Genomic DNA, 25,445 nt, shown 5'->3' with positions numbered 1-25,445 from the left:
CCCGATTGGTCCTGATTTTCAAGGGGAAGCGCAGGCAATACCCTACTAGCCCAGCCTGCTAGGCGGGTGTGCAATCAGAAATAGTTGGTTGCCAGCCCGGGGTATGCTTCCAAGAAGGAGCGGGGGGCGGCTGCTTTGTGCTTGCAAAACTAGGAGCCCAGTTTGCGGCAAACTTTCGCGAAACGGAGTTCCACTTGCCGCTGCCGGATTTTTTGCAGTGGCCTACCGAACTAAGGCCGTTGGTTTCGGGGCGTCAGGTCTGCTTCGCGGCGAATTAAATCGGTGTTTCCGCTTGATTTGAGCGGTATTCGTCTTTGGCTGGGTGGCGCCCACAACTGCGTAGCAGGTAGCAAGATTGTCTGTCTCGGAGAGGCAGTTCCGGGGTGTGCCCGGCGGAAAATCCGGGTCACGAAAGCGGAACTCCGTTTCACGAAAGTTGCCGACCACGACCAGTTTTAGCTTTGTAGAAGCTGAGACAGTGGTTTACTTATGAACAATGCAGCCGCGTAACAACGGCCGCCTCTTCTCCTTATGAACGCTCATTTTGTTGATGCCTTCCTCGATGGAATGGCCCTCTTAAGTGGCCGCCCCAACCAACCGCGCAACGCGGCTGACCGAGCCCAACCGAGTACCAGAAAGCAGGTGAAAGCCAGCACCCGGAACTGCGGCTTTCTACCACGCACAGTTTCAGTTCTGGCCGTGCTCTGCCCGGCACCCACTCCTTCAACAAAGCACTAGCAAACCATCGAAATCCGTATTATATCCTAGGATAAAAGCCATGCAAGGCAATGAATTTTAACAAGTTACTAAGCCAGTGGCGCAACGTAGGTTGTCTGTTGCTCTTGGGAGCTCACACCGCAACCGGGCAGGGCGCCTACGCCGTAGCGCACCCGGCAGTGGATCCTCCCAAGCAAGTGATGCTAACGGCAACGCCAGACTGGCAGCCAACCTTACGCACTGTGCCCGTAGCGGCCCCGCGCCTAGCGGGCACCCAAGCCAAGCTAGTAGCTATTAAAGACAGCTTGGCCCGCCTGCAACGCGCCGCCAACTTTCCCACTCCTCCAACAGTAAGTGCCCGTACTGCCACCCCGCCGCAGGTTCTCAGCCGTTTCTTTGGCTACGAGCTACCTGGTGTCCCTAACGACGACGACTTGGCCGTGGCCAACGATGGTACGGTGGTTAGCGTGATGAACAACCGCCTGGCCGTGCACGCCGAAGACGGCACCCTGCTGCGCAGTCAAAACCTGGCGGCCCTCAGCACTACCCCCGGGGTGCGCGGCTTCGACCCACGCGTGCTTTACGACCCCGAGGCAAACCGGTTTGTGGTGGTATTTCTATCTGGCAACGTGGCCGCGGCCAGCTTGGTGCACGTGGCCGTATCGGTGAGCGCCGACCCGCTGGGCGCTTGGCACAGCTACCAGCTCAGCGGCTCGCCCCTCAACGACGGCACCTGGATGGACTACCCCAACATCTTGCTGACCCAAAACGAGCTGTTCATTAGCGGCAACACCTTCACCGACGGCTCCACCAACAATTCCGGCTTTCGGCAGTCCGTTGTCTGGCAGCTCAACAAGCAAAAGCTGCTTGCGGGCAGGTGCTGCAAAGTGCCGATGCGCGCTACTACCACAGCATCACCGACAACGGGCAGCCCGTCTTCAACCTGACGCCGGTGCGCGGTAGCACCCAGCTAAGCACCCTACCGGCCTATTTCCTTTCCAGTGAGGCCCTGAGTGCCCAAAACTCCCAGCGCTTGCTGCTGGTGCAAGTAGGGGCTGATTTGAGCGCCGCGCCCGCCCTCGAGGTGCGGGCCTGCGCGGGCATGCTCCCCTACACGCTGCCCCCCGATGTCCGACAGCGCGGCACTACCGTGACCCTGAGCCGCAACGACGCGCGCGTGATGAGCGCCTTCCAGCACAACCAACGAATTCACTTCGTGCTGAACGCCCTGCACCCCTCCGGTCCGCCGCGGGCGGGTATCTGCTACGGCCAAATCACCAACCTCACCGCCCCCACTCCGAGCGCCCAAGCCCAGTTTTTGCCAGAAGCCCGCGAGGCGGCGTTTCCGGCCATTGCCTACTGCGGCCGCACGCCCACCGAAAACAGTGCCCTTATCGTGTACTCCCACGCCGCACCGACCGAGTACGTGGGGTACTCGGCCGTGTTCGTTGATGATGCCGGCGACCTGTCGGCGCCCGTCAACCTGCACACCGGTGATGATTACATTGCTATTTGGGGCGACTACCTCGGGCTAAGCCCGCGCTACAACCGCCCGGGCGAAGTATGGGCCCAGGGCTGCGTGCCGGTTGCCACTGGCCTTGGCGGGGCGGGGAGCGACGCCCCATATTTCGCGGCTCGCCCACCCGGGCGTGGTGGCCGCCACCCACCCGGCTGGGGTGCGGCCGCCGCTAGCGGCGTATCCGAACCCGGCCACCGAGTACGTGGTGGTGGAATTTCAGCAGAAACGCGGCGGCCGGACCCGTATTTCTTTGCTGGACCCGCGCGGGCAAACCGTAGCGGAATTGCTGCACGACTGGGTGCGCGCGGGCCGTACAACGTTGCGATTTGCCACGACTTCGCTGCCCGCCGGCCTGTACGTGCTGCGAGTGGAAAGCCCGCACGAAAAGCCGCAAACCCACCGCTTGGTAGTGCTTAAACCCTAGCTAGCCACAATCTAGCTAGCCGTATGGTGTCGCACCAACCTGAACGCCACCAGTGCCCGAAGCAACAAGGTGGTATCTAAGGATGCCCGCGTATGAAAGGGCAAGCAACCGAATGACTACAAAGCAGTGAGAGGCCGGTCAAGATGTTTTTGACCGGCCTCTCACTGCTTTGTTGCGCTTTACAACTGGTTTAACTGCATGTAATGCGCTAGCTCCCTGGCCGCGCCGTCCTTGCTGGCGGTTAGCGTGTGGATGATGCGCTGCTGCTCGGCGGCCGATTTGTTCTGGCTCATTTTCTTTTGCGCTTGCAGCTCGGTTACGGTTATTTCGAAGGCCACGATGCCGCGGGCCATGTTCGTCTTGAACTCGGCGGGCAGTTGCTCCCATTGCTGCTGGTAGCTGGCTTCGTAGGTGGCAATGGTGGCTTCCAGCACGCCAAGGGTTTGCGCGGGCTCGGTTAGTAGGCGGCCTTGCCCGTAGGCGTGCACAGCGAAATAATTCCAGGTGGGCACGCTTTGCTCGCTGTCGTAATGGCTCGGCGAAACGTAGGCGTGCGGCTCACTGAACACCACCAGCACCGGAAACGCTGCCACCTGCTGCCACTGCGGGTTGGCCCGGGCAAAATGAGAAATCAACCGAATTGTATCGTCGTCTTGCCTCGTCACCACGAACGGCAAATGCGTGGCAACGGGCAGCTGGTCTTTTGCGGTGATGATGGCAGCAAAACTGTGGCGCTGCATAAAAGCCACTATTTCGGCGCGGTCAGTGGTTTGGTAGTTTTTTGGAATGTACATCGGCGGGCACCTTGGGGGCAGCAAATGGGCTTAGGGTTCAGCAAGAACGCAAAATTCTCAGCTACCCGGAGCGGTTACTTTACTAGTTCGGCGAGCACCGCGTCGCGCAGCTCGCCGGCCTTGCTCACCAGCTTGCCCTCCGTGAGCGTGCCCATGTTCACGCCGAGAAAAAAGTACAGCTGCTTATCAGGCAGGTAGTAGAGGGCGCAGCCGGCCCGAGGCCCGCGCCGCCGTGTCCGTAGGCCACGTGGCCCTGGTGCTCGATGTGGTACAGGCCCATACCGTACTTGGGCTGCCCGGTTTTCGGGTCGTTCACCCAGTTCATCATCAGCTGCCGGGAAGCGGGCTTGAGCAGCCGGTCTTCCATCAGGGCCCGCAGAAAGTTCACGTAATCCAGGGGCGCAGCCACGATGCCGTCATCACCGTACAGCGTTTCAACGTTGATCTGCTGCATCCGCGATACGTTTTCCACCCGCCCGTTGCCGTAGCGCTCGAAATAGCTATTGACCACGTCGGGCTGCTGCAAATACTGAGCGGAGTTGTGATAAAATGTGCGTTGTAGCCCCAACGGGGCCAGAATACGCTCCTGAATCAGTTGCGCATGATTGCCGTGGATGGCATCAAGAATCAGAGCGACGAGTAGGTAGTTGGTATTGGAGTAGTTGAATTTACTGCCGGGCTTGAATTCCAACTTGGTGCCGGCCAGGTAGTCGAGGTAGTCGGCGCTGCTGAAGCGGTGCTGCGGGTGCTGCAGCAAGTACGCCAGGTAGTTGGCGTTGCTGGCGTAATCGGGCAGACCGGAGGTGTGGTTGAGTAGCATACGCACGGTTATCTTGTCCGCGTCGGGCAACTTGCGGCTAAGGGTGCCCGGCAGGTACTCGGTGATGGGCGCGTCGAGCTGCACCTTGCCTTCTTCATGGAGTAGCAGCAGCGCGGCGGCGGCATAGGTTTTGGCCACGCTTTGGCCGTACTGCAAGTGGCAGACCTGCATGGGCGTGCGGGTTTCGATTTGGGCAAAGCCGGCAGCATCGGCCCAGTAGCCTTCCGTCGGGCTGTACACGGCCACCACGCAGCCTGGCAGGCCAGCGGCGGCGTAGCGCTGCAGCACCTGCCGGAGCCCGGCCGCCTTGGAAAAGCTAGGGTTGATGCTGGCCTCGGCGGTGCAGGTAGCAGCCGGACCGCTGAAATCGACGGGCGTACAGGCGCCTAGGGCCAGCAACAGGCCCAAACAAACGGTTTTCATAGCGAATCAGTGGTGGAAAAGGTGGGCCCGAACGCCGGCTTGCAGCAAGAGGTTGGGCACGACCGGAATACCAGGATTGTAGCCGTGCAGCACGAACACCTGATAACTCACGAAAGGAGAAATTCGGGGCGCGGCCTGCCGCCCACTGTAGCCCAAGGACAAACCCACCGGCAGCATCAGCGTGAGCTTGCCGCCATGGTTGCGGGTTTGCCAGGTGTTGTCTTCAAGCTCGTAGGAACGCCCCGGCTGCATGGTATACAGCACCCCGGCGCCGGCCCGCAGTTCGGCATACAATGGCCCGAACTGCGGGCGGTACACCAGCTGCGGCGCCACGTACAGGCCGTTGCCGGCGTAGCGGTTGCGGTAGTAGCCCAGCGGCAAGCTCTGCACCAGCGTGGCCCGGCGGTTGTAGCGAAACTCGGTGCCGACACTCAAACCAGGATTGGAAAACGCGCTTTTTCGGTCGGAAAAGGGCATGGCCAGCGTGTGGAACTGCACCCCGGCTACCACCGGCCAATTGCGGTAAACCGCCCCGGCTCCTGGCCGGGACGGTACTTGACCGTAAGTAAGCAGTGGCAGGATCAGCAAGCCAGCGGAAAGGAAGGCAGGTTTTATCACGACAAAAAAGTTGGCCGAAGAAGCTTAAGAGAAAAGCAGCGCTGCCCAGCCTCAAATGCGGTAGCATTAGGTTGCACAGCGCTGCCCCTCACCTAGTAGTGACTGGCGTGCTAGAATGCCACGCCGAACGTGACACCGGTGCGCACCCCGAAGCCGCTGAACGCATCGGTTTCAAATGAGTCCGTGCCGCCGGCCGTTACTTTCACTTTCCCGCCGTTGTAGGACGGCCCGAGGAAGGTGTCGAGTGTGAAGCGCCGCTTGAACATAAACTGGTACCCGGCCACCACGCCGCCGCCCAGAGTGTTCAGTGTGGCTTTGCCCTCCGATTGGGAAACGTTGCCGTTTTGCTCGGAGTAATCTAGCGCCTCACTGGTTAGTTTCAGATTTTGGTAGCGCAGGAAGGGCCCCAAGTAAAAGCCTTGCAGCGCGGGCTTTTTATCCGATAAATACAGGCGGTACTCGGGCGTAAGGGCAAACCCGCTGATGTCGGTGCCGTCGGTATCCCAGCTGGTAAATAGGGCCCCGAGTTGCACGCTTCGCTGGTCGGCTAGTTTGTGCTCCACGAAGAACGAGCCGGTCTTCACTAAGGGACTGAAAATATTGATTTTCACGGCAGTGGTTTGAGCGGAAGTTGCCGTAGCAAGACCCGTGAGTAGGCAGGCAGTGAGGAGTTGTTTTTTCATCAGTGAAAAAGAAGTAGGGGGTAAGAAAAAGAGGTTGAAGAAGTGCCTTATATGGGCCAACAGCCACGTAATTTTCAGGGGCTGTTTTGATGGGCACAAAGCTAGAGGGCCTCTTTTTCAGCGGTTTTCGCGAAACGGATTACAACTTTCCTTTCCCGGATTATCGTCTTAACAGTAGGTGCGTTTAAGCACCGCCCACTACCTACAGCCCTGCACGTGCAGGGCCGCAAAGTCGCCGGCCAGCACAAGGGTGCCGCGCGGTCCGGCTTGGGTAGCGGTGCGGGCCAGGGCGCGCAGCGCGAGGGCACGTACTTCGTAGTAGCCGCTTAGCTGCTGGCGCAGTGGGTCGTAGCTCGTAATGGTGAGCCCGCCCGTCAGTGACGATACGCAGGCGCATAACCCCAGCCGGGTAGTAGCTGAGCCGGCTTCGGCATCGAGGCGGTAGCAGAGCATGCCCCGAACAGGGGCTCCAGGAGTGGCTCTGTTGCGGAGTGCATACGTGCCCACCCAACCCGGCAAGAGCTGCGCCCGGTCGAGCACTAGGTTTACGCCCTCGGGTAGGGCCCGGAAATGGAGCCGCAGGGCGCGCGCCGCCAGCACGGCCCGCCCTATGATGGCGGGTGCCTCGTAGAATTTGCTTTCGCAAGCCCGGCCGGGAACGTAGCAATAGCGGCCCATCCCGAATGCAGGACCCGGTGCTCCCCTTGCTCGGGGTCGACCGGCAAGTGCCCGGCGGCAAAGGGATACATAGGCAGCGGAAGGAGAGGCATCAACTAGCGATTGAAGTGAATAAAACACCTGGCAGGTAGCCGCAAACGCTGCCTGTTCTGAGTGCTTCAAAACTAGTTTCCCTGGTTGCCGCTGGCTTTTTCGAAACGGATTTCAACTTGCCGCTGCCGGATTTTTAGTTGGCCCAAGCCGCGGCCGGGCCTAGTTTCGGTAGGTGGGCCGGGCAATTGTGCGTCCGCGTTAGCATCTTTATGCGAGGCCGCCCACTTGGCTTTGTAGGCGGCACTGGCAACCTTTGCTGCTCCCGCAAAACCTCCTTGTGCGCCCCTGGAACAACCTCTTTTGCTACGTTAGCTGGCTGCTGGTGCTGCTGCCGCTGTGGGCCGGTGCCCAAACGTCGGAAACCTCTTTTCGCCGCTTCACCACCGAGCAGGGCCTGTCGCGGGACGAGGTAACGGCCCTGGCGCACGACAAGCGGGGCTTCTTGTGGGTGGGCACGCTCAACGGCCTCAACCGCTTCGATGGCGCGCAGTTCAAAGTGTTTAAGCGCACGGATAGAGCAGCTAGCTTACCGGCCAACCACGTACTTACCAACGGCATCACGCCCGACCCTCTGGGCTACCTCTGGATAGCCACCATTCGCGGCCTGTGCCGCTTCGACCCCGTGCGCGAACAAGGCCTCACGGTGCCGCTGCCCCAGTTGCGCGACCGCCTAGCCGACAACGACTTCGTATCCCCCGTTGGGTTTGACAGCGCCGGCCAGGGCTGGTTTGCTTCCATCGACCGGCTCTACCGGATTGATCCGCGCACCCTGCGCCGGACAGCTTACTCCCTGCCCTACGTTGTTGCCAACGAATGCCCGCTGCCCTTTCCGGCCGCTGGAGGGAAGGTGTGGTTGATCAGCCAGGGAGCTATCTACCTATTCGACCCGATTAACGGCCGCTACCAGTACGTGCAGGGCCAGGACCTGGCGCATCCGAACGCGCCCGAGTACTTTCAACGGCTGGTGCCGGGCCGTCAGCAGCGCTGGTATGCCGTGGCGCAGCAAGGCGTATTTCGTTACGACGCCACCCGACAGCGCTTTGTGGGCGAGGGTGCGCGCATCTTCAATGTGCAGACAATGGTGGAAACGCGCGGCTCCCAGGGGCAACCCGCCTGCTGGATTGGCACTTCGGGCCGGCTTACTTACTACAACCCTTTGGGTAGGCGCTACACCGACCTGGTCCACTCCCCCGATGATGTGCACAGCTACCCAGGCGGCATCACGCTGGCCTTGCTTCCCGATGCGCGCACGGGCATGCTGTGGGTGGGCACCACGCGCGGGCTGGCCGTCATCGACCCGCTTTCCAACAAGTTCAAGCGTCAGTTTGTGCGCAGTTCCGACCCCAAGCGCTACCTCGAAGATGTGCGGGTGGTGCGCCAAGACCGCCGGCAGGATTCGCTGTACTGGGTGCTTACCAACCAGCCCGGGCTGATGCGCTGGGAGCGGCAACACCAAAAGCTTACTACCGTGGTGAACCCGCTCCCCGGCTATTTGTACGACCTAGTGCAGGACATGCAGGGCCGGGTATGGGTTGGCATCGACGGGGGCCTAGGTATTTACGATCCTGCCACCAGTTGCTGGCAGCGGCGCCCGATTCGCCTGGCAACCAAGACACCGGCCGTGCCGGGCGAGGTGACGGTGGAGCACTTGTTGCTGGACCGCCAGCAGCAACTGTGGCTCGGCTCGGCCAAGCACGGCTTGCTACTACACGATTCTAAAAGAAACCAAACCACGGTTTATCCCTTGCCCGGGGAGGCGGGTGCAGCCTGCCAAGTGCATCGCCTGCAGGAAGATGGCCGGGGGCGGCTGTGGGTGCTAACCAGCCTCGGGTTGTTTCGCTTATCGGCTGACCGCAAGCGGGTGCAGCGGGTGCGCCCGCAAGCGAGCATGGCCACCGTGCACCAATCCGACCGGCTGCAAAGCACGTTCCTGCTCGACCGCTACGACAACCTATGGCTATCGAGTTTGGGGTTGGTGGTGCAGGCCGATACCAACGGCCGGGTACGCCACACCTACACGACCGCCAATGGTTTGCGCGCCGACTACACTTTCGGGCTGGCCGAAGACCGGCGCGGCCACCTCTGGTTGGCCACCGACGAACAGCTGCACGAACTAAACCCAACCACGCACAAATTTCGGTACTATGGGCGGTCGAGCGGCCTGCTGGTAAACAGCATGTACCAGACGTTCACCGCAAACCGTCAGGGCGAGTTGTTTATTGGGGCGCGCGCGGGCTTCAACTATTTTCAGCCCACCCAGCTGCGCCGTAACCCCGTGCCCCCGCCGGTGGCCGTCACGGAAATACGCGTCAACAACCACTCTCGACCGGTGGGCGCCCAAGTGGAGCTGCAGCCCGGCGAGCAAACCCTGACCGTGGCTTTTGCGGCCCTCAACTTCAGTCAGGCCCAGAAAAACCGCTATGCTTACCGCTTGGAAGGCTTTGACCCGGCCTGGACGAGCACCGACGCCCGCACCGTCACGTACACCAACTTGGCCCCCGGCAACTACACCTTACGCATCCGGGCGGCCAACAACGACGGCGTCTGGAACCTAACCGGGCAAACGCTGGCGGTGCGCGTGCAGCCAGCCTACTACCAAACGCTCTGGTTTAAAGCGCTACTCTTAGCGGCCGGCACCGTGGCCTTATGGGGTATCTACCGCTACCGCCAAAACCAGCAACTGCAGCTAGCTGCCGTGCGCGACCGAATAGCCAAAGACCTGCACGACGATATTGGCTCCACGCTCAGTAGCATTAGCATTTTCAGCGAGGTAGCCCAGGTACAGCTCGCCGACGCCCACCCGGCCACCGTGTCGCTGCTGCAACGCATCAGCACCAACGCTTCCACGTTAGCCGAGTCGATGCAAGACATCATCTGGACCATCAAAACCAACCACGATGGCTTGCCCGACGTGGTGACCCGCATGCGCGAATTCGGCTTGCGCCTAACCGAGGCCAAAGGTATCCGCTTCACCATGACTGTGGCCGAACCGTTTCCGGCCTTGCGCCTGAGCGTGGAGCAGCGCCGCAACCTGTACTTAATTTTCAAGGAAAGCGTCAACAATGCCGTTAAGTACGCCGACTGCACCCAGCTGCAAGTGAAGCTCAGCGTGAGTGGCCGCCAACTGCACTTGCTGATCGAGGACGATGGCCGCGGCTTCGACTTGGCCACTGCCCGCACCGGCAACGGCCTAACCAACCTAGAAACCCGGGCCCGCGACATCTGCGGCCGCATCACTTTCACCACGGCCCCTGGTGCGGGCACGTCCGTGGCCCTTACTGCCCTTCTTGCCTAACGTTTTATGGCCGACATCAACCTTATTTACTACGAAGACAACCGCGAACTGCGCGAAGGGCTAGCATTTCTAGTGGAAGCTACCCCGGGCCTGAAGCTACTCGGTGCGTTCGGCAACTGCCACAACCTGCCCGAGGAAGTGCGTACCCTGCGCCCCGACGTGGTGCTCATGGATATCGACTTGCCCGGCATCAGCGGCATCGAGGCCGTGCCGCTAGTCAAGGCTGTGTCGCCCACCATTCAAGTGCTGATGCTGACGGTGTTCGACGACGAGGACAAGCTGTTTCAAGCTATTCGCAACGGCGCCAGCGGCTATTTGCTTAAGCACACTTCGCCTAGCGAGTTGCTGGCCGCCATTTTCGACTTGCACCGCGGCGGCTCCCCCATGACGGCCAGTATCGCCCGCAAGGTGCTGCTGCATTTCCAAAACGCTCAAGCGCCCGCGCCCCAGCAACTCCCCGCCGAAGACTACCGCTTATCAACCCGGGAGTTGGACATCGTGAAGGGCTTGGTAGCGGGCTACAGCTATAAGCTGATCGGCGCCGACCTTGGCATCAGCATCGATACCGTGCGCTCCCACATCCGCAGCATCTACGACAAGCTACAAGTGAATTCCAAAACCGAAGCCATCTTGAAAGCCATGCGGGAAAAGTTGGTGTGAACTATATATCGGCAATTGCTAATTTTGTCTGTCGGAGATACTATTGCACTGCCGAAGCCTTAGCATCTTCATGCTATTGTTGCGCGTGGCGCCAGCGCCCACCTTTGCCAGGCCTATTTTTAGCGATAGTGTCGCCTGGGTCAGACAGGTTTATATGCTGACATCTCATGTGTTAAAGCGCTTTATTTAACGCTATAAAGTCTTATGGAGCCCTTCTTCCAGTTTCGCACCGCCGAATTCACCGACCATTGCCAAACCACCGTGTCGCAGCAAGCCGGCTTGCTGCACGCCGAATCGGCGTGGCAGAGTGCGAAAGGCAAACTCCTCTTCAACGACTATTTCTTGGAGGGCTTTCAGCTGACGGTTCTCAAAGGCCACCTCAATCAGTCGTTGCAGCTGGAGCTGGCCGTACAACGCCCCTGGACGGCCATGCTTTACCAGCTGGACGGGGAGCTCAGCTCGAAATCGTGCGCCTCGCGCCCCTTGCACATGGGACAAGGGCACCAAAACATGGTGGGCGACGAAGTGGCCACCAACTACTACACCTTCCAGGGCCAACACTACGACTGCTGCACAGTACACGTGGAGCCCGCCTTTTTCACGCAGCTCGTGACCGGCAACGAAGAGTGGCTGTCGTTGCACCACACGCGTCTGGCCCGGCACGAGCCGTTTGTGCTGCTGCCCCCGGCGCGGCCATTTCGCCCACCCAACGCGCCCTGGTACAGCAGATTGCCGCCTGCCCCTACGGCGGGGCCCTCAAGAAAGTGTTTCTGGAAGCGCGCTTCCTGGACTTGTTTATCGAGCAACAAGCCCAGCTCGTGCAGTTGCGCACCCGCGCCACGTCGCGGGACCGGGACATTATGTACGCCGTCCGCGACTTTCTTGATACCCACTACGCCGAGCCGCCGAGCTTGCTCGAACTGGCCCGGCAGTTCGGCACCAACGACTTCAAGCTCAAGAAGGGGTTCAAGGAATTGTTCGGCACCACCGTGTTTGGCTACATCGCCGAGCGCCGCCTTACTGTAGCTCATCAGCTCATCACCCTCACCGACCAGCCCGTGCAGGAAGTGGCCGAAGTGGTGGGCTTCACCAACGCAGCGCACTTTGCCACGGCGTTCCGCCGCGAATTTGGGCACACGCCCTCCCAAGTGCGCCGCACTCCGCAGCTGCACTACACTGACCTCGTGAATTTCCAGTAAAGGCGACCCGGTAAGAATCCGGCAGAGAAAAGTAGAAGTCCGTCTGACAAAAGCCAGTGGGCACCCTGCCCGCTAGCTTTGTGTCAGCAAAACAGCTAAGCCAGTGGGCACTTGCGGCCCGTGCTACGCCAAGATCGGTAGCCGGCCAGTGCCCACTACGTTGCGGCCCCGCTTTGTAAGCGGCCCTTAATTTTTCCGGTTGTTGCCTGCTCAGGTAATTGCAAACACCTACATAAGTGAGGTGAGCGGGAGAGGTATGGGCTTGCCAGAGCTAGGCTACGTGGGCTGTTTTGCCGGCCTTCTTTTCTCTACTTAAACCTTACTTTAGTCATGCGCCTGCTGACCCTGATTGCCGCCAGCTTGCTGGTGAGCGCGCTACCGGCTTGCCAATTCAATTCCGAAGCGAAAGCGGAATCCAAAGACGCTCGCCCAGCTACCAGCCAGAACTACCTCAAAGTCACGTTCGACGGCAAAACCACACTCTACCGCGATGTTCGCTTCAGCGAAGCCCAGATGGGCTCCATCAAAGGCTGGCAGATATGCACGGGCTCCTCGGGTGACAACCATCTGACGGTCTTCGTGTACGGCACCAAGGCCGGCTCGTTTCCTTACCGCAAGGACATGAATTCCTACGCGCAGGTCAGCCAGGTGGATTATCAAACTCAGGGCACCAAATTCGCCAATTACAAAGCCGTGGTGTGCCCCACCGAATCGGGCTACTACTCCACCGACGGGGCCGTGAACGTGACCGAATACGTGGCCGGCAAGGTCGCAAAGGGCACTTTCACCGGCGCCCTGCTCGATCAGAACGACGAGGATATGTGCGCGAAAACCGGCAAGCCGTTCAGCGGCGAATTCTCAGTAGTTGAAAACTAACTTCTTTTTTAACCTGTCACGGGCGCGGCTTGCTGCCGAGAGCACGACGCAGCGGCTGGCCCACATTTTTTGCTATGAAACGCACCCATCCTTTCCTTTTCACCGCCTTGCTGCTGCTAACGCTCGGCAACTCTTTGAGCGGCTGCCACAAGAAAGACCCCGAGCCCACTACAACCGGCGGCAACAACGGCGATGAGGAAGTCATCAACACGCCCGCCACAGCCATTCCCGACGAGCTGGTAGGCACCTGGTTTGCCGACAGCAATACTGGCCCGCTCACCGCCAACTGGGAGGCCGGTACCTTCCAGGGCGAGCAAGGCTTCAAAGAATTCCGGACGATGGTGTTCACCAAAGACGGTAAGAACGCCGTGGAATACACCTCCGAAGTATTTAATGGCAGCGACGAGGTGCAGCAACGGCTCTACAAAGTCACGGGCACGCTGGAGTACCAGGCCGGCAACCCTTCCTCGCTCACTTTCCACGCTCAATCGGGGGTTATGCGGGTGTTCAGCAACAAGTACACAGGTTTTAAGGAGGCGCCTATCCAGCGGAAAGACATGCTGACGTACGCAAGCATTTTGCGCGGGCCGGAAGCCACCACCTTCACTTCCTCAATCAACTACCTCACGGCCAAGCGCGTGGATGGCGCCAACCTGATTTCGGTGAAGTACCGTAAAGTGGGCGGCGGCTCCGTCCCTACCAACCCCGGCGGGCTGTACACCAAACCACCTACCACGGGCACCTATGTGCAGGTGGGCAACTTGTATTACCCGACGGTGAGCATTGGCAGTCAGGAGTGGATGAGCGTTAACTACGCCGGCAACGGTGGCATCAAAGACGACAGCAAACCCCATTATGGCGCCTTCCTGAAGTTCGTGGATCTGGCGGCCATTCCGGTGCCCGCCGGCTGGCGCATCCCGACCCGGCGCGACTACGAGCAACTTTTGGCCTCGCAAGGATTAGCGCTGGATCAATGGGGCTCCACCAACGGCGAAGACCTGGATTCCAAGCGCCGCCTGGGCCGGTTGATGGCCACCACGGGCTGGCTCAAGCAAGACGGCTACGCCACCAATAGCTCGGGCTTCACGGCCGTGCCCGCCAACCTGCGCGTTACCAACGGCAGCCCCAATGGCGAAGGCACCAACTGTTTGCTTTGGACCTCGGAAAAAGACGCCAGCGACAATCCGCTCGCCTTCCAGATCATCCAGTTGCCCAGCGACACCTACGCTGCCATCCGGGCGTATCCGGTGGGCTACAACCCGCCCCACTTGCCCGTACGCCTAGTGCGCGACAAATAGCCAAAGGGCTCTTTCGCTAGCTCTGCCTTCGCTGGTTCATTGCCGCAACCATTTGCCAGTTGTGGGCTTGCAGTGGCCTGTTGCTAGGTTTTCACGACCAGCATTACACACACTTTCGGTTACAATGCGCTGGTGGCTGCTTGCTCGTCTGCCCCCCCTTTATCTAGAATTACTGATGCCATTTTGCCACTTAATCTTTCCAAGCTATGCGACCTGCTCTTTGTCTTTTCTTTGCCTTTAGCCTACTGCTGCTCGTTACCACTCAAAGCTGGGCTCAAGCGCGCACGACCGAATCCAGCCTTCCAGGGTATTGGAACATAGAAACGAACAGCAAAACCCGCGACTACACTATCGTGCGTTTCTACAACAACCAAGACCAACTGGTCTATGAAGAACGCCTCAATGATGTGTGCCTTGATCTAAGCAAGGGGCGGCGCACTTCCCGGCAGCTCGCCCGCGCTCTGCAACGCGTGTTGCGTGAACGAGCCGTTTACACATCGGGTACTTTACTGGCTCAGCAGCTTGCCGCGAAGCCGCGGTTCCAACGCGCTTTTGCTGTTCGTTGAAACTTGTTTTAAGTAGCACCAGTCAGTTCTTTCACTTACTTCACGCCGCCTCAAGGTGCCTCGTCGATTTTCAATCAGTTAAAAACTGCTGGCGCTGTTCAACAACTGTCATCCATGAACAAGAGAACTTTCCACATCCGCTTTGGCAGCTCCGCCGACCACTCCCTGGACTATCTGCTTGGTATGCTGGAAGATGTGCGCGTGACTACCTGGCAAACCGTGCAGCACCTACAGGTGCAGGAACTGGATTGGCAATACAAAGCGGGCTGGAATACCATTGGGGCGCTGTTGTCGCACATCACGGCGCTGGAGCATTACTTCCGCATCGAATACGTGGAACACAGAAAGCTGACTGAGGCAGAAAACCAGCAGTGGGAGCCCGCCTTGGACATGGGCAAGTATCTTCCTCAGCTTATTACCGGTCAGCTAATCGATGCTTACCAAGCGTCCTTAACGGCCTCAAGGCAGTTGCTACTGGAAGCGTTGAAAAACCTAACGTTCGAAGATTTCACGAAACAAACGGAGGGATACGATGCGGATACGGGGTGCAACTTGGCTTGGGTTCTGTTTCACATGATAGAAGACGAAATCTATCATCGGGGCCAGATCAGCATGATCCGCAAGCTTTACAAAGAGCACCATGGCTAGCGCACGCTTGTAGCAACTGCTTAAGCTAAGCCCCGACACCTCGATGCTGGGGCTTTCTAGTGCTCAAGGCCGCTCTGTGATTAGGCGCTACGACTCAACGCGCCGCGAAAATACGTTCGAGAAAAGTTAGAATCCTGTTGGCAAAGGCCAGGCGGAAAGGGGGACTCTAGCTTTGCACTTAGTTAGTTGCCAGCTAGATAGTTCTCTTTTTTTCTGCTATCAAGTAAACTTTAAGGGCTCGTGTGCTACTGGTCTTGAACGGTGCCTCTACATCAAGTTGCGCAAGCGCAGCGGACCGTTGCACAACCAGTTTACGCCCTGGCAGGAATGGTACGTGCAGCCCACCGGCTCGCAGCAGTACACCAACCCCGTTTGGGAACAGGCCCCCAGTGGTACTCGGAGCCCCATAAACCTATAATACCCAAGGGCGACAGCGCTTACACGCGCCCGGTAGTGCTGCATACCAGTGCGCTCATTTTCGGCCGCCGAGGACTTCGCCGTGGCCTTCGAGACAATAAAGCGCGGCTTAATCATCGGGGAACCGACATGCGGTAGCACCGGACAAGCCTTGTCTTTCAGCTTGCCCGGCGGGAGCAAGGCTCGCATCTGCAGCAAGCGCGCACCTATCCAGACGGTAAGAAATTTGTTGGAGTAGGTGTGCAGCCGCACGTAGTGGTGCACCTAACTGCGCGCGATGTGCGTAGCGGACACGACCCTGTTTTGGAAGCGGCGCTCAAGCAACTAGCTGCTCAAAATAAACGCTGAAAGCATCTCTTAAGTTATTATGCGTATCGGGCCGCAGTTTCAAGCTGCTAATTCAACCAAGCCGGTGCTCGGCACCGAAGAGTACCGCGACAAGCCACTCGTGTTCGTAAGGAAATCCGGCGCACCAGCGAAGGCAAGACCAGCTCGACCATGATTGATGGTGAAGAAACCAGCGGGGCCCGCTTCAACAAGTACCGCCCCGGCCGGCAGTCGGAGGCCAAGAACTGGAGCAACGATTGGATTTTGTACCGCCTGACCGATATCTACTTTTACAAGGCGGAAGCGTTGATGCGCGAGAACGGCGGTGTAGCAACCCCTGAAGCCCTACGCTTGGTCAACGATGTTCACAAGCGGGCTTTCTCGACCGCCGACACTACCAAAGAAGCATACACCGCTGCTACCCTGACCTTACCTGAACTGCTAGCTGAACGGGGCCGGGAGGTTATCTTCGAAGGCAAGCGTAGAACGGATATGGTTCGATTCGGGACAATCATTACGGCCACTTGGTGGACCCACCAACCTAGCGACCCTACCAAGGCCCTATTCCCCATTCCGCAACAGCATTTGGCAGCTAACCCTAACCTGGCGCAGAATCCCGGCTATCCGGCTCTGTAAATGTAGCTGATACCAAACCAGACTTAGGTTCTAAACTAGACCCTTGGCTTGGTTTAGGTTTCAGCCTTGCCCCTATCTGCTGATTCCGAAAACTACCAGCTATCCTGCATTTACAGTACCGAAATCGTAGATTGATTCTGCTATTTCGGTACTGTAAATGCAGGATAGCTGGCACAAGAGCTAGTTTTCAATTGCTACAAAAGCAGTGCAAGTCGGACTATAAAGGCATTAGGACTCACGCTTATAAGGCCTAGACATGCCACCTATTAGCAACTGTACCTTGTCAAATACTAGTAACTCCAAACACTAGGCAACCCATGCATGCCATGCATGGGTTGCCTAGTGTTTGGAGTTATTAATACTGGTTACTTATAAGCAGATTCAACTTCCGTTAGTAGCTGTTCGAGCTGCTTACGGTTAAACCATTGGCCTTGCAGCAGCACCCCGGCAATGCTGGTAGTATTGCTGATGTTTTTCAGCGGGTTCTTTTCTAGCAAGACGAGGTTGGCATTTTTCCCCACCGCAATGGTGCCTTCCGTGGCAATTGTATTTAGGTAGCGGGCGGGAGTAACGGTACTAGCCAACAAAATATTGTAGGGCCGCATGCCAGTACTTTGTAGCAAGGCGAACTCTCGGTGCAAGGAAAAGCCAACAATGACCATCCCGTAGGTGTCACTTTCGGTGAGCAGCGGAACACCAGTTTCAAAGAGGATGCGGACGAAATTGTGCATCCAAACCGCATAGGTCGTACACAAGCCTGGTGCTTGCACGACCCGAAACGAATGGTTTTTCAGCTTTCAATAGTCGTTCTTCTTTGTAAGAAGGCTTTCCATCTTCGCCAGGTATTTCACCAAACTCGAATGCTGTAGCTGGCTGAACTTTTTATCGTTTAAGAATTGAGTGATGAACTCAAATCTCACAGAGTGGTGCCCGTGTAAGTGTGCGGTAGAGGCACTGATCCAGGAGCACTATAGCACTTAGATGGCTGCGGATTGTCGAGAACATGGCTGATGCCTTCTATAGCGGGCCAAAGGAGTGTGAGCAGGCCCAAATGCGGTTGAACCTTATTCGGTCAGAACAAGGAATAGCTCTTTGTTAAAAACGATACACGAGGGCATTGATGTTCATGCCGGCCCCGACCGATGCTAGTATTACATGGTCCCCGGGTTCCATCTGGTGTTCTGGCAATTGCCCTTGGAGTAGCAAGTCCAGTAAGGTGGGTACGGTAGCCACCGAACTATTGCCCAGCCACGAGATGGTCATGGGCATAAGCTGCAAGTCCGGTCGGGCTTCTCCATACAGCAGGAAGAGCCGCTCGAGAATGGCGACATCCATCTTCTCGTTGGCTTGATGAATCAGCACTTTTTTGATTTGGGTCAGGGGGACCTGCGCCTTGTCTAAGGCTTGCTTGATGACGGCCGGAACGTGCTGCAAGGCAAACTCGTAGAGCTTACGCCCTTCCATTTTCATGAACCGGTCGGGGCTTTCCTGTAGTGCGGGGTCGTAGGACTTGCCCATCTGCAGTAAGCTAGCGTACTGGTGAGCATGCGTTTGGGTGTGATGCGCCAGAATGCCCGCATCAATGGAGGAACGCGCTTCTAGTATAACAGCTCCGCTACCGTCGCTGAAAAGCAGCGTGTCGCGGTCATGAGGGTCCACCACCCGCGACAACGTCTCGGTGCCAATCACCAGACACCGCTTGGCATCGCCCGAACGCAGGTAGTAGTTGGCTTGAATTACGGCTTCCACCCAGCCCGGGCAGCCAAAAGCCATATCGTAGGCAACACAATCCGGATTCTTGATAGCTAAACGGGCTTTGATGCGGGAAGCCAAGGAGGGAACTTGATCAACCCGGTTAGAGCCGTGCACTACATCACCAAAGTTGTGGGCTACAATCAAGTAATCCAGTGTTTCCGCATCGATGCCCGAACTAGTTAGAGCTTGCTGGGCGGCTATGAATCCTAACTCGGAGGCTTGTTGTTCGGGCCGGGCATAGCGCCGCGCCGCAATACCCGTAATGGTACGGAACCGGTGAAGAACATCAGTGGGCTCCTGCGTAATGGCCGTTCCCTCTTTTGTGAAAAAGCGCGCAGCTAAGAAATCCTCATTGTGGAGAATAACTTCTGGAATGCAGCTGCCAGTAGCCACAATAAAAGATCGAATCATGAGTAAACAAGTAAAGCGGGCGCGTTCCGAAACACAGTTTAGGTTATACAGACGCGAGTAAAGGTAAGAGTTCCTTAACGCAAGGTCATCAGTATTGGATGAAGTCCTCTCATCTTCACCAACCGTTTCACCTGCGTGCATCGCGCCAAGGCAAGTCTGTCCCACGTGAGCCAGGTAACCTTTCAGGATACGGAAACTAGTGTACACAAGGCGTATACGCAAACGATATTACCCTACAACGAAGTCGAACGCTTCTTCAACCGGCTTAGGAAAGCACAAGGCCTTACTATCAACTTCCAAAAGGCTGGTGAAGTATACGCGGCCAAGAGACCAATGACTTTTCCAGTAACCAGAAGTGTTTTCGGTGAGAAATTGCTGTGAAATTAGCTTATGATGAATGTAATAATCCTAGACTAAGTAGATTTGGCATCCGCCTGACTACACGTTCTTTCCATTCCGCTTTTACTTATGGCGCCATTTACTATCCCCTTAGTTAGTTGCGTAGACAAATCCGTTAATTAGTTTCCAGACTTGTTTTCTGCTACCACGGTAGCAACGCAGCCCAACGCGGTGCTTGAGCGTCATAATGTGCGGGTGCTCGGTTGCGGCGAGCAGGTGTTGCTGCTCTGCAATGGTTTTGGCTGTAGCCAGCACATCTGGCACCGCATGACGACGGTGCTGGCCCGGCGCTACCGATTAGTACTCTTCGATTACGTGGGTTCGGAGGCTACTGCCCACCCGCTCGAGCGCTATATGTCCTTGGCCGGGTACGTGCAGGACGTGCTCGACGTCTGTCAGGCCTTGGATCTGCGTGAGGTGATTCTAGTGGGCCATTCGATAGGTGCTAGCATTGGTATGTTGGCTACCATTGCGGCACCCCATCATTTCCGTCAACTCATTGCCTTGGCTGCGTCGCCTTATTTCCTCAACGAAGCAGACTACTACGGCGGGTTTAGCAAAGAAGATGTGGAGCAACTACTGGCCCTGATGAAAGTTGACCATGATAGCTGGGCCAACCTGTTTGCCACCTTGTTGCTCGGGCCGAAAACGAGGCAAGGTTAGCCAAGGAACTGGCCCAGCATTTCTGCAATGCTGATTCTGCCCTTGCCCAGCAGTTTGCCCACCTTACCTTTCTCTCGGATTGCCGTGCGGAACTGGCTCGGGTGACTGTACCGACTTTGCTGGTGCAGTGTTCACAAGATATTGCGGCTCCCTCGGAAGTCGGCGCCTATCTGCTCGAGCACCTGCCGCAAGCTACCCTCATTACGCTCGACACCACCGGCCACTGTCCCCACCTGAGCGCCCCGTTGGAAACGCTAGCCGCTATGGAAACCTTCCTGGCAAAAGAATAAGACTGTATGTCGACGGGGCTGTATCAGAGCAGAGAACCACTAAAAAGGAAAAAGTCGTCTTGTTGAAGAGCAGCTCTTCCCTTTCGGTCTTTCCTCGAAGGCAATTAGCTAAGATACAGCGTTGATTGCCACCAGGGAGTCGGCAGTTGTCGGTTCAATGCCGTCATAAACTGGGCCGAGTAGCAAGTGTCGGAAACGATGCCAACGAGCACGAGGGCTTTGCAGGTCGGTCTCGCTCAGGTTCTCCTTTTCGGCAGCTATGTTCTCCTACCAATACGGTGCATTGTTTCTACATGTAGTTTCCTGCCTAATGGTCAGGCGAAGCCTACAAGAGGAAGCGGGCAAAACCAATCAGTTACCGGACGTATCCTGCTAAACATCAAAGCGTTGATTTTCACTCAAAGCTCTTAGCAAAGCAGTGATACAACTCGTAACCGAGAGTCAAGGGCACCCACTGCTCCATTTCAATGTGAGCTTCGCCGTTATGTAGCTCAAGCGTATAGCACGCTTCAATCGCAGTAGCTTGCTCTTCGAGATATGCTTTGTGCCGGAAAGCTACCACACCGACAAGCGTAGTAAATAATTGGTGGCGTTTAGTAATAGTTGAGTCTAAAGTGGAAGCAACTAGCGTATTCATAAAGACAGGAAATAATACAAAGCAGCGGGTCAGCAAAAACACGGCCATTTTGTTAGCGGTGAATGCAAATACCTTTTACTCAGCTGCCTCATTCTTGTGTGCGGGGCTTACCTTATTGGGCCAGGAAATCAACAGATTCGCTGTTTTTGCTTGGGAATGTGCTCTTCACGCCCTAGTTTGAGCATTCAAGCAAGTTTGTACTATCCTTATCCTACTTTTATGTCTTATTTTCCAACTCCTCCTCAGGCGCTTCCAGCAGAAGAGCAACAAAGTTGGCGGCAACGCGCGGAAAAAGCCCGGCACCTTTCTGGTCTCGCGGAAGCAGGTATCCTGCAGGTAAGCTTAACCACGCTCGATTTGCTGCAGCGCTACGTGCGGGCAGAGCTAACCTTAGAGCAATTAGTTCGGCTACAATCCCAGCGGTTAAGTAATCGCTGATATCTCCCTTAGATAGCTCAATAGCTTTGGTAAACGGTATTGCATCTTCCTAAGAAAGCGGGTGATAAAAAGACGGTAAAAAAGGCCGCTCTAAGGGTGCAATCATGCGTGTGCGAAACGAGAATCCCGTAGCTCATACCGAGTAAGATAAGAGCAGGATACCTAGTAGGGGTAGTTGCTCCGCGCGTCTAGCCGGTGGCCCGTGCCGGGTGACTAATCTGGTGTATAGCTATCCGCCGCAGATTGCTGCTAGCAAGCAAGAGGCAATCAGCGGGAAACGACTTAGGCACTCGGCTGGGGCATGTGGGGTAGGTACACGAAGAACGTGGTGCCCGCACCGGGCTGGCTGTGCACTTCCAGGCGACCCCCGGCGTTTTCAACCATGCGCTTGACCATGAACAGCCCAATGCCCGTGCCTTCGATGTGCGTGTGAAAGCGTTGGAACATGGTGTAGAGCTTGGGCAGCTGGTGGGGCTCAATGCCGAGGCCGTTGTCGTGCACCTCCAGCACCGTATAACCGGCCCGCACGTGAGCCCGCACATCCACGTGGAGCGAACGGTCGGGGGAGCGGTACTTGAGCGCATTGCTGAGTAGGTTGTAGACTACGCTACGCAGGTTCTTCTCCGAAAAGGACACGGGTGGAAAATCGCTTACGTTCACGAGTAGGCGCGCCCCGGTTTCTTGAATCAGTGGGGCTAAATCCTGCTGCACGCCTTCCACAATTGTGGCCAACTGCACCGCTTGAGTGGCCGAAGTATGTTCTTTTTGCAGCTTGGAGACATCGGTCAGGTGCTCAATCGTGCGCTTAAAGCGCTCCACGGCCTCGAGCATGAGGTGCAGGGCCGGGGCCACGTTGCCTTGCTGAACCACGTCAGCAGGCAGCTCGTCACGGAGCAGATAGAGTAAGCCCTCAATATTGCTGATTGGAGCTTTTAAGTCGTGCGAGGCCGTGTAAATGAAATTGTCCAAGTCTTCATTTGTGCGTATGAGCAACGTGTTGCTTTCGTGCAGATCCCGGTTGGTGGCCGTCAGTTTCTCGTTGATAGCCGCTAGTTCTTGGTTGAGGTCTTGCACCTGCCGGCGGGCTTCGACCTGCTCGGTAACATCGGTTACCAGAGTGTAGAAACCTTGCACAACGCCGTGCTGCACATCGGGAATGTAGATGGTATGAATGTGTTTGGTGAATCCCGGGCGGAAGGGCATTTCCACTTCGAACTCCACTGGTTCGCCGGCCAGGGCCCGAGCGATGTAGGGTTGAATAGTAGGATAGGCTTGCGGGCCAGCCACTTCGCGAATGGGTCGACCGAGCAGTTCTTCGGCGCGCAAATGAAACCAGGGTTCGTAGGCGCGGTTAGCAAAGCGGTACTTTTCTTCCCGGTCGATGTAGCCGATAAGTACGGGTAGCGCGTCGGTGATAAGGCGCAATTGCCGGCTGCTGGCTTCGGCGGCTTGCCGGGCCTGCACCTGCTCAGTAACCTCAAACACAAATACCAGGATGCCGTCGATATGTCCCTGTGCATCGCGCCGCCCCTGGTAAACAAAAGTGAAGTAGCGGTCTTCGAGGACGCCATCGGTGGGCCGGGCTACGGGAACGTGTAAGCCCTGCGCTTCGTGCGGTTGACCAGTGGCATACACCTGCCGCAGCAGCGTTTCCACGGGCGTGCCAACCAGTTCTGGCATCGCCTCGAAGACAGGTCGGTCCTGCAGGGCCCGGCCGGGTAGCAACTGCTGGTAGCCGGGATTGACGAACTCAAACGCCAGCTCGGGCCCGGCCAGAATACAGATGCCAGCGGGGGCCTCCTGGAACAAGCTGAGCAAGAGTTGCCGCTCGACCTCACGTTCTTGGCGGGCTACTACCTGCTCCTTGACATCGTAGGCAAAGGTGGAAATGCCGACAATCTCACCGTTCTCGCGGTAGGCCTGGTAGGTGAAGGTAAAATACATTTGGCGCAACGAGCCATCGGGCTGCGCTATTTGAAGCGGCAGCTCGTTGCCGTAGTACGTTTCTCCCGTTTGGTAGACGTGGTCGAGCAGGGCCACCACCCCACTCGCTACCGTTTCGGGCAGGGCCTCGGCTACGGGAATACCCAGCAAGTGACGACCGGGGAAGAAGTCTTGGTAAGCCTGGTTAAGGTAATCGTAGCGGTGCTCGGGGCCCCGCTGGATGCAGATAGCCGCCGGTGTCTGGGCAAAAACTTGGTAGAGCGTTTCGCGCTCCTGTACCTGGCGCTGGGCCACGCTCAACACCTGAGCTTGCAGGGCCTCGGCCTGCTGGCGGGCCTGTACCAATTCCGTAACCTCGAAGCCAAAGACGAGCACGCCGTCAATGCGCCCCTGCTCGTCGTAGCGCGGTTGCTGAACATAATTGAAGTAGCGGTCTTCCAGTACGCCGCCGTCGGTACGCGCCAGGGGCATGTGCAAGGCCTGCTGCCAGAGTGCTTCGCCCGTGTCGAATACGTGGCGCATGGTGTGATAGGCCGCGTGGTCGGCTAGCTCCGGCAGCGCTTCCAGCAAGGGTTTACCCAGCAACTGCCGTTTGGGGATGAACTGCTGATAGATAGGATTGATCAACTCGAAGATCAAGTCGGGCCCATCGAGAATGCAGATGGCGGCCGGGGCCTGCATAAACAATCGGGCGAGACGGGTGCGCTGCTGTTCCGTTTCGGCGCGGGCGGCGGAGAGCTGGGCCGTGCGCTCGGTCACCCGGCCTTCCAGCTTCTGGTTGAGTTGCTGTAGCTCGTGCTGCGCCTCGTGTAAAGCTGTGTTGGCAGTCAGGTACTCCTCGTTGCTAACGTGCAGCTCTTCGTTGAGGGCAGCTAACTCCTCGTTCAGGTGCTGGACTTCGAGGCGGGCCAGCACCAGCGTGGTCACGTCGTAGGCAAAGACAAAGATGCCATCAATAGCTCCGGCCAGATTGTGGCGGGCTTGGTAGATGAAGTTGTAGTAGCGCTTTTCCAGCTCTCGTATGCCATCGTTGGCATGATCAAGCTGAACTAGCATCTCATTGGCGAAGAAGGTTTCCCCGGTACGGTATACCTGATCGAGCAGGTCGAAAATGGGCTGACCGGCTAATTCGGGCATGGCCTCGGCAATGGGCTTGCCTACGAGTGGCCGGTTCCCAACCAGCGCTTGATAGGGCGGATTGACGAACTGGAACGTGTGTTGTGGCCCCTCAAAGAGGCAGATCATGGCCGGGGCCTGCTCGAGTATATTATAGAGTTGCTGGCGCTGCAATTCAACTTCAGCGCGGGCGGCCCGCTCCTGGGCCTGGCTTACGCGCAACGCTAGCTCCACCTCGGTGCGGGCGGCATCGGCCGTGTCGGTGAAGCTAACCAGCAATCCCTGGCCTACCCGGCGAGCCGAGAGCTGAAAGTAATTGTCTAGCCCATCGGCTTGGTAGTTTACGTTCATCCGCGCAGGCGCACTCGATTCGAACGCGTCGCGGTGAAAAGCAAATACGCCCGTAGCGAGCGTATGCGGATAATACTGTAAGTAGGTGCCCGTGGGCCGGGCGGGCTGCTGGAGGATGCGCTGAGCGGTTGGGTTGAGCAGGTCGATGCGGAAGTCGACGAGACGCCCCTGTTCATCGCACAGGGGCGAATACAACGCAAGGCCGGTCAAAGAAGCTTCAAGCATTCCCCACACTAACTCGGCTTGGGGATAGGTGGCCTGCAGGTCGGCGGGAAAGGCAGCAAGCGAAGGCACTAGGTCGGACATGCCTACCCATACGCCGCCCAGACAGGATGCGTTTGAGATAAGGACAAATAAGCGAGGAATAGGTGAGGCGGTGGCGGCTAGGTAGAAACAGCAAGTGTAAGGGTCAAGGCGTCTGCTTAACCCGCTCTTTCCCACGTGTTACGTATGTCTAAACCCCTCGGGCAGCTAAACTTGCTATTCGTATTCCTTAATCCTGTTTATTGAATAACATGGCTTTCGACAAAGGTTTAGCAAGGCTTATAGATCGGTGAGATCAGCCAGATGCTGGAGCCAGGCTATACGCTCGCCATAAAGCAACGACAGCCCAAAGCTACAGGTACTAGCAAAGGGCCCGGACGCCCAAAGAAGAACACGTAACGTCTCAGTTGCCGATGCCGACCATTTCACTGCTCTTAGTCGGGTTACGCTTTTTTTTGGTTCGCATCGCCTTAGTAACCTCATGGC

General features: G+C 57.4%; 25 protein-coding genes and 1 pseudogene. 15 read left to right on the top strand and 11 right to left on the bottom strand.

Annotated elements, in window-relative coordinates:
• Positions 1–531 precede the first annotated feature (531 nt).
• Both MUN86_RS30010 and MUN86_RS30005 read left to right on the top strand, forming a co-directional pair.
• Positions 532–738, top strand: coding sequence for a hypothetical protein (locus MUN86_RS30010; protein ID WP_245127590.1), 207 nt, complete (start codon positions 532–534; stop codon positions 736–738).
• Positions 739–788: 50 nt separating this feature from the next.
• Positions 789–1,664: a hypothetical protein gene (locus tag MUN86_RS30005; protein ID WP_245127589.1), complete on the top strand. Its 876-nt coding sequence runs from the start codon at positions 789–791 to the stop codon at positions 1,662–1,664.
• A gap of 32 nt (positions 1,665–1,696) precedes the next feature.
• Here MUN86_RS30005 and MUN86_RS32635 read toward each other — a convergent pair whose 3' ends face one another.
• Positions 1,697–2,206, bottom strand: a complete 510-nt coding sequence (locus MUN86_RS32635) for a hypothetical protein (protein ID WP_375379537.1) — start codon at positions 2,204–2,206, stop codon at positions 1,697–1,699.
• 160 nt (positions 2,207–2,366) lie between these two features.
• On the opposite strand from MUN86_RS32635, the gene MUN86_RS32630 reads away from it, so the two are divergent.
• The gene (locus MUN86_RS32630) at positions 2,367–2,660 is read left to right on the top strand and encodes a T9SS type A sorting domain-containing protein (protein ID WP_375379541.1); all 294 of its coding nucleotides are present in this window, start codon (positions 2,367–2,369) and stop codon (positions 2,658–2,660) included.
• Positions 2,661–2,839: 179 nt separating this feature from the next.
• On the opposite strand, the gene MUN86_RS29995 is transcribed toward MUN86_RS32630, so the two are convergent.
• The 5 genes from MUN86_RS29995 to MUN86_RS29975 all read right to left on the bottom strand — a co-directional run bounded on the left by MUN86_RS29995 (position 2,840) and on the right by MUN86_RS29975 (position 6,676).
• Positions 2,840–3,454, bottom strand: a complete 615-nt coding sequence (locus tag MUN86_RS29995) for an FMN-binding negative transcriptional regulator (RefSeq protein WP_245127587.1) — start codon at positions 3,452–3,454, stop codon at positions 2,840–2,842.
• A gap of 157 nt (positions 3,455–3,611) precedes the next feature.
• Entirely contained in the window at positions 3,612–4,697 is a 1,086-nt protein-coding gene (locus MUN86_RS29990; protein WP_245127586.1) for a serine hydrolase domain-containing protein, read from the bottom strand.
• Between the two features lie 6 nt (positions 4,698–4,703).
• Entirely contained in the window at positions 4,704–5,315 is a 612-nt protein-coding gene (locus tag MUN86_RS29985) for a hypothetical protein (protein ID WP_245127585.1), read from the bottom strand.
• Between the two features lie 110 nt (positions 5,316–5,425).
• Entirely contained in the window at positions 5,426–5,998 is a 573-nt protein-coding gene (locus MUN86_RS29980) for a DUF3575 domain-containing protein (RefSeq protein ID WP_245127584.1), read from the bottom strand.
• Between the two features lie 198 nt (positions 5,999–6,196).
• Positions 6,197–6,676, bottom strand: a complete 480-nt coding sequence (locus tag MUN86_RS29975) for a hypothetical protein (RefSeq protein ID WP_245127583.1) — start codon at positions 6,674–6,676, stop codon at positions 6,197–6,199.
• A 370-nt stretch (positions 6,677–7,046) separates the two neighbouring features.
• Here MUN86_RS29975 and MUN86_RS29970 point away from each other — a divergent pair, with 370 nt between their 5' ends.
• The 8 genes and pseudogenes from MUN86_RS29970 (at position 7,047) to MUN86_RS29935 (ending at position 15,311) form a co-directional block, all read left to right on the top strand.
• On the top strand, positions 7,047–10,064 hold the full coding sequence (locus MUN86_RS29970; protein ID WP_245127582.1) for a ligand-binding sensor domain-containing protein: 3,018 nt from the start codon (positions 7,047–7,049) through the stop codon (positions 10,062–10,064).
• Positions 10,065–10,070: 6 nt separating this feature from the next.
• Positions 10,071–10,724, top strand: coding sequence for a response regulator (locus MUN86_RS29965; RefSeq protein ID WP_245127581.1), 654 nt, complete (start codon positions 10,071–10,073; stop codon positions 10,722–10,724).
• 204 nt (positions 10,725–10,928) lie between these two features.
• A pseudogene (locus MUN86_RS32820) lies at positions 10,929–11,327 on the top strand (hypothetical protein); the annotation flags it as partial.
• 23 nt (positions 11,328–11,350) lie between these two features.
• Positions 11,351–11,923 (top strand): helix-turn-helix transcriptional regulator, encoded by a 573-nt coding sequence (locus tag MUN86_RS29955; RefSeq protein ID WP_245127579.1) that lies wholly within the window; start codon positions 11,351–11,353, stop codon positions 11,921–11,923.
• A gap of 330 nt (positions 11,924–12,253) precedes the next feature.
• Positions 12,254–12,799 (top strand): hypothetical protein, encoded by a 546-nt coding sequence (locus tag MUN86_RS29950; protein ID WP_245127578.1) that lies wholly within the window; start codon positions 12,254–12,256, stop codon positions 12,797–12,799.
• 74 nt (positions 12,800–12,873) lie between these two features.
• On the top strand, positions 12,874–14,097 hold the full coding sequence (locus MUN86_RS29945) for an FISUMP domain-containing protein (RefSeq protein WP_245127577.1): 1,224 nt from the start codon (positions 12,874–12,876) through the stop codon (positions 14,095–14,097).
• 206 nt (positions 14,098–14,303) lie between these two features.
• Entirely contained in the window at positions 14,304–14,663 is a 360-nt protein-coding gene (locus MUN86_RS29940) for an RNA-binding protein (protein WP_245127576.1), read from the top strand.
• 114 nt (positions 14,664–14,777) lie between these two features.
• Entirely contained in the window at positions 14,778–15,311 is a 534-nt protein-coding gene (locus MUN86_RS29935; protein WP_245127575.1) for a DinB family protein, read from the top strand.
• Between the two features lie 267 nt (positions 15,312–15,578).
• Here the strand turns inward: MUN86_RS29935 and MUN86_RS32730 are convergent, their stop codons facing one another.
• On the bottom strand, positions 15,579–15,992 hold the full coding sequence (locus MUN86_RS32730; protein ID WP_245127574.1) for a hypothetical protein: 414 nt from the start codon (positions 15,990–15,992) through the stop codon (positions 15,579–15,581).
• A gap of 234 nt (positions 15,993–16,226) precedes the next feature.
• Here MUN86_RS32730 and MUN86_RS29925 point away from each other — a divergent pair, with 234 nt between their 5' ends.
• On the top strand, positions 16,227–16,691 hold the full coding sequence (locus tag MUN86_RS29925) for a RagB/SusD family nutrient uptake outer membrane protein (RefSeq protein ID WP_245127573.1): 465 nt from the start codon (positions 16,227–16,229) through the stop codon (positions 16,689–16,691).
• A gap of 365 nt (positions 16,692–17,056) precedes the next feature.
• Here the strand turns inward: MUN86_RS29925 and MUN86_RS29920 are convergent, their stop codons facing one another.
• Positions 17,057–17,422 carry an amidohydrolase family protein gene (locus tag MUN86_RS29920; RefSeq protein WP_245127572.1) on the bottom strand — a complete coding sequence of 122 codons (366 nt, stop codon included), beginning with the start codon at positions 17,420–17,422 and terminating at the stop codon, positions 17,057–17,059.
• Between the two features lie 364 nt (positions 17,423–17,786).
• Positions 17,787–18,857: a 3-oxoacyl-ACP synthase III family protein gene (locus MUN86_RS29915; RefSeq protein WP_245127571.1), complete on the bottom strand. Its 1,071-nt coding sequence runs from the start codon at positions 18,855–18,857 to the stop codon at positions 17,787–17,789.
• A 531-nt stretch (positions 18,858–19,388) separates the two neighbouring features.
• Between MUN86_RS29915 and MUN86_RS29910 the strand changes: the two genes are divergently transcribed.
• Positions 19,389–19,919, top strand: coding sequence for an alpha/beta fold hydrolase (locus MUN86_RS29910; protein WP_245127570.1), 531 nt, complete (start codon positions 19,389–19,391; stop codon positions 19,917–19,919).
• Positions 19,865–20,209 (top strand): alpha/beta fold hydrolase, encoded by a 345-nt coding sequence (locus MUN86_RS32615; protein ID WP_375379540.1) that lies wholly within the window; start codon positions 19,865–19,867, stop codon positions 20,207–20,209. Before MUN86_RS29910 ends, MUN86_RS32615 begins: the two co-directional genes overlap by 55 nt.
• 394 nt (positions 20,210–20,603) lie before the next feature.
• Here the strand turns inward: MUN86_RS32615 and MUN86_RS29900 are convergent, their stop codons facing one another.
• A complete protein-coding gene (locus MUN86_RS29900) occupies positions 20,604–20,894 on the bottom strand; it encodes a hypothetical protein (protein ID WP_245127568.1) in 291 nt (96 codons plus the stop codon).
• A 171-nt stretch (positions 20,895–21,065) separates the two neighbouring features.
• On the opposite strand from MUN86_RS29900, the gene MUN86_RS29895 reads away from it, so the two are divergent.
• The gene (locus tag MUN86_RS29895) at positions 21,066–21,284 is read left to right on the top strand and encodes a hypothetical protein (RefSeq protein ID WP_245127567.1); all 219 of its coding nucleotides are present in this window, start codon (positions 21,066–21,068) and stop codon (positions 21,282–21,284) included.
• Positions 21,285–21,566: 282 nt separating this feature from the next.
• On the opposite strand, the gene MUN86_RS29890 is transcribed toward MUN86_RS29895, so the two are convergent.
• Positions 21,567–25,001, bottom strand: coding sequence for a PAS domain-containing protein (locus MUN86_RS29890; protein WP_245127566.1), 3,435 nt, complete (start codon positions 24,999–25,001; stop codon positions 21,567–21,569).
• Positions 25,002–25,445 lie beyond the last annotated feature (444 nt).

The organism is Hymenobacter volaticus (assembly GCF_022921055.1).
In the GTDB taxonomy this organism is placed as follows: domain Bacteria; phylum Bacteroidota; class Bacteroidia; order Cytophagales; family Hymenobacteraceae; genus Hymenobacter; species Hymenobacter volaticus.
Note: the sequence above shows the minus strand (reverse complement) of the source record. Positions and strands in the feature narration are given on the sequence as shown.